Source organism: Paenibacillus sp. BC26, assembly GCF_900116125.1.
In the GTDB taxonomy this organism is placed as follows: Bacteria; Bacillota; Bacilli; order Paenibacillales; family Paenibacillaceae; genus Paenibacillus_Z; species Paenibacillus_Z lignilyticus.
Map to the genome: position 1 here is coordinate 224,652 of NZ_FPAD01000006.1, position 8,681 is coordinate 233,332.

9 protein-coding genes and 1 tRNA gene are annotated in these 8,681 nt (G+C 50.3%); all 10 read right to left on the reverse strand.

Annotated features, from left to right (window positions below; genetic code table 11):
* Nucleotides 1–2 precede the first annotated feature (2 nt).
* Entirely contained in the window at nucleotides 3–152 is a 150-nt protein-coding gene (locus BM412_RS29510) for a small acid-soluble spore protein P (RefSeq protein ID WP_091225280.1), read from the reverse strand.
* Between the two features lie 30 nt (nucleotides 153–182).
* Nucleotides 183–359, reverse strand: a complete 177-nt coding sequence (locus BM412_RS32290) for a hypothetical protein (RefSeq protein WP_177246153.1) — start codon at nucleotides 357–359, stop codon at nucleotides 183–185.
* Between the two features lie 63 nt (nucleotides 360–422).
* A complete protein-coding gene (locus BM412_RS29515; RefSeq protein ID WP_091225281.1) occupies nucleotides 423–770 on the reverse strand; it encodes a hypothetical protein in 348 nt (115 codons plus the stop codon).
* A 126-nt stretch (nucleotides 771–896) separates the two neighbouring features.
* Nucleotides 897–985 (reverse strand) — tRNA-Ser (locus tag BM412_RS29520).
* Between the two features lie 110 nt (nucleotides 986–1,095).
* Complete coding sequence (serS, locus tag BM412_RS29525; RefSeq protein WP_091225282.1) at nucleotides 1,096–2,376, reverse strand: serine--tRNA ligase; 1,281 nt, start codon at nucleotides 2,374–2,376, stop codon at nucleotides 1,096–1,098.
* A gap of 120 nt (nucleotides 2,377–2,496) precedes the next feature.
* On the reverse strand, nucleotides 2,497–3,081 hold the full coding sequence (gene pdxT / locus BM412_RS29530) for a pyridoxal 5'-phosphate synthase glutaminase subunit PdxT (protein WP_091225283.1): 585 nt from the start codon (nucleotides 3,079–3,081) through the stop codon (nucleotides 2,497–2,499).
* A 23-nt stretch (nucleotides 3,082–3,104) separates the two neighbouring features.
* Nucleotides 3,105–3,986 (reverse strand): pyridoxal 5'-phosphate synthase lyase subunit PdxS, encoded by an 882-nt coding sequence (gene pdxS / locus BM412_RS29535; protein WP_091225284.1) that lies wholly within the window; start codon nucleotides 3,984–3,986, stop codon nucleotides 3,105–3,107.
* Nucleotides 3,987–4,133: 147 nt separating this feature from the next.
* Nucleotides 4,134–5,417: a D-alanyl-D-alanine carboxypeptidase family protein gene (locus BM412_RS29540; protein ID WP_256256656.1), complete on the reverse strand. Its 1,284-nt coding sequence runs from the start codon at nucleotides 5,415–5,417 to the stop codon at nucleotides 4,134–4,136.
* Between the two features lie 161 nt (nucleotides 5,418–5,578).
* The gene (gene guaB, locus BM412_RS29545) at nucleotides 5,579–7,036 is read right to left on the reverse strand and encodes an IMP dehydrogenase (RefSeq protein WP_091225286.1); all 1,458 of its coding nucleotides are present in this window, start codon (nucleotides 7,034–7,036) and stop codon (nucleotides 5,579–5,581) included.
* A 145-nt stretch (nucleotides 7,037–7,181) separates the two neighbouring features.
* Nucleotides 7,182–8,270 carry a putative glycoside hydrolase gene (locus BM412_RS29550; protein ID WP_177246154.1) on the reverse strand — a complete coding sequence of 363 codons (1,089 nt, stop codon included), beginning with the start codon at nucleotides 8,268–8,270 and terminating at the stop codon, nucleotides 7,182–7,184.
* Nucleotides 8,271–8,681 lie beyond the last annotated feature (411 nt).

Here is an 8,681-nt window from a genome sequence, read left to right on the forward strand (position 1 = left end):
GTTTACCCTTCCGGATTGTGGTGGCTCACATGGTTAGCCTGCTTCGTCTTCTTGGATCCGGATAAAGGCTCTTGTTGGTGAGAGCCCGATGAACGGGACTTGGAGTTCTGCTCATAGGGATTAGGTACGGGAACATTCTTGGGTTTACCCATTACACAGCACCTCTCTAATTAAATAGTCGGCTAACTCCGGGAGTGAAGCAGATCCGACGGTTCATCATGATTCAATTGATCCTGGTGCCGCCGATCATTCGTATCCTGCTGCAGCTGCTGTGCATGATGGCTGTTTACAGGATTCTGGTCCAAATCTTCTACGACATTGCTTAAATTCTTATCTGCAGTACCTTTAGCCTTCGTCATTGCCTGCATCTCCTGCCTTTCGCTTTGCGTACAGCCCTTGCCGGGTGTTAGGCTCCACCTCCGCTAAGCATGCGTCAGCCCGTGCAGCGCCTGTGCGCATTCATGAATATGGCGGGTATAGTCCTGCACGAGCTGTTGAATAATGTCCGTGCGTTCATCCACCGTACGACCGTCTTTTTCCACATCTATCAGCGTGGTTTGAATTTCGCGGCTGTCTACATAGGTCACTTTAAAATCAAACGAGTACATCTGGTGCCCTGCTGTATGAATCGTGACGCGTAGAGCTTTAGGATCGGCCTCATCCGGCAGAACCTCAGCGCGGTCTGCAGTATGAATCGTCTCCGGCAGCGTACGCTGCCATGCCGCAGTCAGCTGCTGTTGATCAATCGACAATTCGTCGTGTTTGCTCATCGCTTACCACCTCCATGCCGATAATATGCGGCTTAGGAGTCCTTTTTATGCGGCTCGCAGTGCTTCAGGGAATAGGAAAAAAGCGCCCAAGCGAATGACCGCTTGAGCGCTGTGCTGTAAAAGTTATGGCGGAGAGGGTGGGATTCGAACCCACGTGGAGTTGCCCCCTAACGGTTTTCAAGACCGCCCCGTTATGACCGCTTCGGTACCTCTCCATCGTATAAAGTCACCTGTTTCAAAAGGTCACAAGATGTATTGTACCACAGACGAATTCGGTTAAGCAACTCCAAATTACGCCTGTGGTCCAATCCATTTCATGCTTGTATTAACGCGGAGCGATAACCTCTAGTCCGCCCATGTAAGGACGAAGCACTTCCGGAACAATTACCGTGCCGTCAGCTTGCTGGAAATTCTCCAGAATCGCTGCAACCGTACGACCGACGGCAAGACCTGAACCATTCAGCGTATGCACGAATTCCGGCTTGCTCTTCACTTCCGGCCGGTAACGAATGTTCGCACGGCGCGCTTGGAAGTCCTCGAAGTTGGAGCAGGAGGAAATCTCACGGTACGTGCCGCCGCTTGGGATCCATACTTCAAGATCGTACGTCTTCGCCGATGTGAAGCCCATATCGCCTGTGCAGAGCGTCAGCACGCGGTAAGGCAGGCCAAGCAGCTGGAGCACTTTCTCGGCGTTTGCAGTGAGCTTCTCGAGCTCTGCATAGGAATCCTCAGGCTTCACCAGCTTCACCAGCTCAATTTTGTTGAACTGATGCTGGCGGATAAGGCCGCGCGTATCGCGACCGGCAGAACCGGCTTCCGAACGGAAGCATGCGCTGTAGGCTACGAAATTCTTCGGCAAGTCTTCCGCAGAGAGAATTTCCTCGCGATGAATGTTCGTCACAGGTACTTCTGCTGTTGGGATCAGATAATACTCCGTATCCGCAATTTTGAAGAGATCCTCTTCGAATTTCGGCAGCTGGCCGGTTCCGATCAAGCTGTCGCGATTAACGATATAAGGCGGCAGCACTTCTTCGTAGCCATGCTCGTCGCTATGTAGGTCCATCATAAAGTTAATCAGTGCGCGCTCCAGACGAGCGCCCAGACCGCGGTAGAATACGAAACGCGAACCGGTTACTTTCGCAGCGCGTTCAAAGTCCAGAATCCCCAGATCCTGAGCCACTTCGAAATGCGCCTTCGGTTCAAAAGCAAACGCGGGCACTTCCCCATGACGGCGAATTTCCACGTTGTCTTCTTCCGATGCCCCCACCGGTACCGACTCATTCGGTACGTTCGGAATCGCCAGCATAAGCTCCGCAATTTCGGCTTCTGCTGCACGAATCTCTTCATCCAGTACCTTTATGCGGTCGCCAACCTCGCGCATCTCCAGGATGAGCGCTTCTGCGTCTCCGCCATTCTTCTTCAGCTTCGCAACCTCTTGCGAAACGGTGTTGCGACGGTTCTTCAGCTGCTCCGTCTCCTGCAGCATATCGCGCCATTTGCCATCCAGCGCAGGGAAACCCGCGATCAAATCAAGCGATTTGCCGCGATTCTTCAAGGCTTGCTCTACTTTAGCGAAATCATTGCGCATCAATTTAACATCTAACACGGAAGGTAACCCCTCTCTTTATCATTTTCATTTATTGCCTCTTGGAGGGTCATTCATACGGATAGAACCGCCAAGAGAGCCCAAACGGCAAAAAGACTGCGCATTCGCAGTCTTTCTCCTTTATTCTTTGGCCGCAGCGGCTTCCTTCGCCATATCGAGGAAATACGCATGCAGACGATAATCGTCTGTCAGCTCCGGATGATAAGACGAGGCCAGCAAGTGCCCTTGACGAGCCGTTACAATTTCACCGTTATACGTCGACAGTACGTCCACGCTTGGCGATACTTCTTTGATAAGCGGTGCACGAATAAATACCGCGCGCACCGGCTCATCGATGCCTTTAATCGGCAAGTCCGTCTCGAAGCTTTCGCGTTGACGACCGAATGCGTTGCGAGCGACGGTCATGTCCATCAACTGCAAATGTGCATCCTCTTGGCCTTCAATACGGCTTGCAAGTACGATGAGACCTGCACAGGTGCCGAAGATCGGCTTGCCTTGCTCGGAGAATTCACGAATCGCATCGATAAAGCCGTAGTGACGCATAAGCTTACCAATCGTTGTGCTCTCTCCGCCGGGAATGATGAGACCGTCCAGCTCTTGAAGCTGTTCCGTCCGCTTGACAGCGACGCCTTCACCACCCGCGGCTTCTATGCTTCGTATATGTTCCGCAACGGCGCCTTGAAGCGCCAGTACACCAATCTTCATCGGTCCATGCCTTCTTTCCGAAATTACCAGCCGCGATCCTGCATACGCTCGGAAGCGTTCAGCTTCGAAATTTCAATGCCTTTCATAGGAGCGCCAAGGTTCTTGGACACTTCTGCGATCAGCTTGTAGTCTGTGTAGTGTGTTGTAGCTTCAACGATTGCGCGAGCGAATCTCTCCGGGTTATCGGATTTGAAGATACCCGATCCCACGAATACGCCGTCTGCGCCAAGGTGCATCATAAGCGCTGCATCAGAAGGAGTTGCTACGCCGCCTGCCGCGAAGTTAACGACCGGCAGTTTACCGGATTGGTGAACTTCCAGAAGCAAGTCATAGTTTACGCCAAGATTCTTAGCTTCCGCGTACAACTCGTCCTTAGACAGGTTTTGAACTTTACGGATTTGACCTGTGATCAACCGGATATGACGAACCGCTTCAACGATGTTGCCTGTTCCCGGCTCGCCTTTTGTACGCATCATTGCTGCGCCTTCTTGAATACGGCGAAGCGCCTCTCCAAGATCTTTCGCGCCGCACACGAATGGTACAGTGAACTCGCGTTTGTCGATATGGAATACTTCATCTGCCGGCGTGAGCACTTCGCTCTCGTCGATATAGTCCGCACCTAGTGCTTCCAATACGCGAGCTTCTACATAATGCCCGATACGCGCTTTCGCCATTACCGGGATCGAAACAACCTTCATTACTTCTTCAAGTATTGTCGGATCTCCCATGCGGGCAACGCCGCCTGCAGCACGGATATCAGAAGGTACACGCTCAAGGGCCATAACTGCCGTTGCGCCTGCCGCTTCAGCAATCTTAGCTTGCTCGGCATTCGCAACGTCCATAATGACGCCGCCTTTTTGCATTTCAGCCATACCGCGTTTTACACGTGAAGTTCCTGTTTCCATGTTCGTGAATCCTCCCAAAAAGTTTTTGCACTGTCATCCGTGAATGTGAATCGTTCCGGACTAGCTAGCTCTAACCAATAATTTTACATGATAGAAGAAAAATCGACAACCATCAATTCAAAGCAAACGGGTTGCCTATCCATTTATCTAGAACAAATCAACGATCCCTTTAAACAAACCGGAGATAAAACCGCCAAGCGCGCGGAACATCAGACGCCACCAGCTGGCTTTCTTCACTTCCTCGGAAGTAATCAGCTTCACTGTTTTCTCGATGGACTTGCCTGTATCCGGATCTTTGTACGAGTACGTAGCCGTGCCGACTTCTTGACCGTTCGCAATCGGAGCAACAAGCTCGTTTTCCGATTTCAGCGTTACATTCTTAAGCTCAATGCTCGGCGTTGCATTCTTTTTCACGAGGAAGGTCACGTCAGACGCCGTCATGATCGGCACTTCCTTCGATTTACCCTTCTTTATTTTGACCGTCTTTGCCGTTTCTACAACTGTCTTCGGCGCAACAATCGTCTTTTTCTCGAAATTATTGAATCCATAGTCGAACAATTTCGCCGTTTGCACGAAACGAGCGGACTTCGAAGCCGTATTCATCACAACCGAAATCAGTCGCAAGTCGCCGCGCTTCGCAGTTCCCGTGAAGCAGTAACCCGCGGCACCGATATAACCGGTTTTCATGCCGTCTACACCCTGATAAGCAAATTGCTTGAATGATTGCACATTTTTGTTTGTTTCCAGCATCCAGTTCAGGTTAATCATTTCTGTCTTGTCGCGTGGACGGAATTTGTAGCTTGGCGTGCTTGCAAACTCTAGGAATTCGGGATGTTTCTTCACTAGAATGCTTGCGAATTTAGCCAAATCATTGGCGGAAATAACAGTCGTTTCAGCAAGACCGGTCGCACTTGTAAAATTAGCCGTTTTCAGCCCAAGCGCCTTCGCAGTCTCATTCATTTTCACGACAAAAGCCTGCTCTGTCCCGGAAATGTGGTCGGCTAGCGCAATTGTAGCGTCATTGGCGGACTGAACAGCCATCGCCATATATAAATCTTTGACCGAGTGTACGTCCCCTTCAGCCAAGTAGATTGCGGAACCATCAGGAGGGATGTCGGCAGCTTCTTTCGAAGTCGTTACCATGTCAGTCAGCTTCAAACGGCCCGCAGTAATCTCTTCGAGTACGAGATACTCCGTCATCAGCTTCGTCATACTTGCCGGTGGATAAGCGGTGTCCGCATCGACGGCATAAAGAACTTGTCCGGTATCTGCATCTATGAGGACAGCTGAACGAGCTTCAATTCCAAGCGGATTCGGTGTAACTTCTGCGGCATAAGTAGTGTGGGAACCTAAATTAACAGTAAGCATCGTGGCAATTACAGTCGCGCAAATGGTCGGTACAAAGCGTACCCAGCCCTTTTTCGGTTTCAACGTCTTCTCTCCTCTTCTATCATGCATTCTCTCTAGTATTGTAACACAAAGAGTGCTGTTTCTAAAAAAGAAAGACAGGAAAACGGTGATTCCCACCATCTTCCTGCCAGGCAGTTCTACTTTATGATGCTAGATAACTATAAGCGCCGCAGCAGCCTCGATTACAACGAGTAGTTTGGTGCTTCTTTCGTGATTTGAACATCATGCGGATGGCTTTCACGCAAGCCGGCATTCGTAATCCGCACAAATTGCGTGTCATTCTTCAGCGCTTCGATATTTGCAGCGCCGCAGTAGCCCATACCGGAACGAAGTCCGCCGATAAGCTGATGAACCGTATCCGCCAATGGTCCTTTGTAAGCAACGCGGCCTTCAATCCCTTCCGGAACGAGCTTGTTCTCGTTCTCTTGGAAGTAACGGTCCTTGCTGCCTTCCTTCATAGCGCCGATCGAGCCCATACCGCGGTATACTTTGAAGCGACGACCTTGATAGATTTCCGATTCCCCCGGACTTTCTTCCGTACCGGCAAACAAGCTGCCGATCATAATCGCGCTGGCGCCGGAAGCAATTGCTTTCGTGACGTCACCGGAATACTTAATGCCGCCGTCCGCAATGATCGGTACATTATATTCGCGTGCAACCGATGCACAATCGTAGATTGCCGTAATTTGAGGAACGCCGATACCTGCAATGATTCGAGTTGTACAAATCGAACCAGGTCCCATACCTACTTTAATAACGGAAGCTCCGGCTTCAATAAGTTCACGTGTGCCTTCACCTGTCGCCACGTTGCCGGCCACAATTGTGAGGTCCTCGTATTTGCTGCGAAGCAAACGCACCATCTCGATAACGTTCTTCTGATGCCCATGAGCCGTATCGATGACAAGCACGTCAACGCCAGCGTTCACGAGTGCTTCCGCACGTTCAGGCGTATCCTTTGCAATACCGACAGCTGCGCCGCAGAGAAGACGTCCTTGACGGTCTTTAGCGGAATGCGGGAATTGAATAGCTTTCTCGATATCTTTGATCGTGATAAGTCCTTTAAGTGTGTTCGTTTCATCCACCAAAGGAAGCTTCTCGATTTTATGCTTCTGCAACAGGCCTTCAGCTTGCTGAAGCGTTGTACCGACAGGAGCAGTAACAAGATTTTCTTTCGTCATGACTTCGCTGATTTTGATGGAGTAATCGTGAACGAAACGAAGATCGCGGTTCGTGATGATCCCGACCAGCTTCTTATTCTGATCTACAACAGGCACACCGGAAATCCGGTATTTGCCCATCAGTTCCTCTGCATCATAGACATGGTGATCAGCCGTCAGCGAGAAAGGATTCGTAATAACGCCGCTCTCCGAACGCTTAACCCGATCCACTTCTTCTGCTTGTTGTGCAATAGACATGTTTTTATGAATAATACCGATGCCGCCCTCGCGCGCCATAGAAATCGCAAGCTTTGCCTCTGTTACCGTGTCCATTCCCGCACTCATCAGCGGAATGTTCAGCTTCACACTGGGGCTAAGTGATACAGATACATCGACTTCCCTCGGCAATACTTCCGATTTACGAGGCACTAACAGTACGTCATCGAAGGTTAATCCCTCTTTGGCGAATTTATTTTCCCACACAGACTTGTTCCTCCTCTTGCAATTTACGTTCCCAAAACGAACCCGTAAAACCTGCGTTTTTGAATAGGCTCGCGTATATTATTGCAATATTAGCAGAGGGGTAGGGGGCTGTCAAGGCAAAGGGACTAGGGGGAATTTGTCCATATTACGAACGATAATCATACTTGCAATTGGAGCTCCAAAGCAGAAATTCTCGAATCCCTTGCTCACGCGCGGCTTGAATTTGCTTATTCACCTGCGCGGCCCCATATTGCTGATGCGGATGAACCCATCTCGCCGTAAAACTTTGCAGCCAAGGTCGAATCGTTGCCGTTAACTGGCCGCCGCTGCTCCGAATAATGGCATTCCGCCTCTTTGCATCCAACATCGCCTGGCTAATAATCGGATACGGATTAAGATCCGGCTGTTTCACTCCATACATGCCTGTCGAATAGTGCGAAGGATAGGTCATGGGTGAAATCACATCCACTGCACTCGTTACCGCCCTCCACGACTGTCCGATTCCCATATCATTCGTTGAAGAGGTCACTAATCCAAATACATCAGCCGATATTCTGGCGCCGGATTGATGTACGTTCGTTCTTGCTTGCCGGAGGAAATAGGCAATCACATCCGACTTCGTTCTCCCCCCGCGATTACCATACTGTACTTCGCGATCTACCTTAGCTCCGTTATCGGGAAAGCGCACATAATCGAATTGGATCTCATCAAAACCCTTAGCTGCAGCTTCGCCTGCGATCGCTGTGTTATATTGGCGTACTTGTTGTTGAAAAGGGTTCAGCCACGCCTTTCCTTGCGCATCCCTCCACACGCCGCCGCCGCCTTGCTTCTGCAACGCCATGTTCGGATGCATCTTCGCATAAAGCGGGTCTTTGAAGGTCACTATTCTGCCGATGACATAGATGTGCTTGGCTTTGAGCTTTGCGATTAATCCCTCGACATCCGATATGGCCGCATGACGGTCTGCTCCGATCGCATGCACTGCCGGCAGCGCAGAGTCGTAAGTCAGCTGACCGTAATCGTTCTTCACGTCGATCACCATGGCATTAAGGTCTGTCCTGTCTAACAGATCAATAAGAGCGTTCATCCGTTTCTTACTGCCGGCCACCCAGCCCGATACGTAAATGCCGCGAACCGACTCCTCCGGCTTATGAATTTTACGGGAAGCTGCAGCAATGGAATGCTTACTATTCGCAGCAGCTGTACTTGTTAAGGTCCTCGATGTTGGCTTCATTCCAGGGGCTAATCTGCTTTTATGTTTTACAGTCAGTTGTTGTAGATCGGTGTTGGTTTGACTTTGCAGCTTTAATGGAGGAAGACTGATTTGATCTTGTCGATCAGCCGAATTGCACCCTGCACAGACGATCATTCCGGACAAAATCATCGTCATGCTCATTATCTTCATACCGTCCTTCACCATCATCAGCTAGCACCCCCAGTACGTTGAATGACTACGTTACCAGTAGTATGTGCCCGCCATTCCATTCCATTGTGTAGGAGATATACCCAGCATTGGTAAAAACATAACAAAAAACCGACCGTATAAATACGGTCGGTTCATCGTGCTTGGCGACGTCCTACTCTCCCAGGACCCTGCGGTCCAAGTACCATCGGCGCTGGAGGGCTTAACGGTCGTGTTCGGGAT

What these genes read in the sequence shown, in the direction of transcription:
- BM412_RS29550 (WP_177246154.1), bottom strand. Translation starts at nt 8,270, where the DNA reads ATGAAGCCAACATCGAGGACCTTAACAAGTACAGCTGCTGCGAATAGT.
- BM412_RS32290 (WP_177246153.1), bottom strand. Translation starts at nt 359, where the DNA reads ATGACGAAGGCTAAAGGTACTGCAGATAAGAATTTAAGCAATGTCGTA.
- pdxS (WP_091225284.1), bottom strand. Translation starts at nt 3,986, where the DNA reads ATGGAAACAGGAACTTCACGTGTAAAACGCGGTATGGCTGAAATGCAA.
- pdxT (WP_091225283.1), bottom strand. Translation starts at nt 3,081, where the DNA reads ATGAAGATTGGTGTACTGGCGCTTCAAGGCGCCGTTGCGGAACATATA.
- BM412_RS29510 (WP_091225280.1), bottom strand. Translation starts at nt 152, where the DNA reads ATGGGTAAACCCAAGAATGTTCCCGTACCTAATCCCTATGAGCAGAAC.
- BM412_RS29515 (WP_091225281.1), bottom strand. Translation starts at nt 770, where the DNA reads ATGAGCAAACACGACGAATTGTCGATTGATCAACAGCAGCTGACTGCG.